Annotated in this window: 1 pseudogene; it reads right to left on the bottom strand. The window is 49.1% G+C overall.

The window, feature by feature from the left end:
• Positions 1-219 (bottom strand): annotated as a pseudogene (locus tag N8M66_RS09320) (hypothetical protein); the annotation flags it as partial.
• Positions 220-267 lie beyond the last annotated feature (48 nt).

The raw sequence follows: 267 nt of genomic DNA, 5'->3' as shown, positions 1-267 counted from the left end.
AACCGCCGCCAGCACATCAGCCTCAACACGCGCAAGCACCTCAGCAAGCACATCAGCTTCAACGACCGCAAGCACGTCAGCAAGCACCTCAGCTTCAACAAGCGCAAGTACATCAGCTTCAACAAGTGCAAGCACATCAGCAAGCACGTCAGCAAGTACATCGGCTTCAACAAGCGAAAGTACATCAGCAAGAACATCGGCTTCAACAAGAGATATCACAACTCATATCGCTTCAGATTGAAAAAGAGCTTCTACATCTCAGTGAAC

Source organism: Streptococcus mitis, assembly GCF_946188585.1.
Lineage (GTDB): Bacteria > Bacillota > Bacilli > Lactobacillales > Streptococcaceae > Streptococcus > Streptococcus mitis_DG.
The sequence above is the reverse complement of the archived record's forward strand: the minus strand, read 5'-3'. Positions and strand labels throughout refer to the sequence as shown.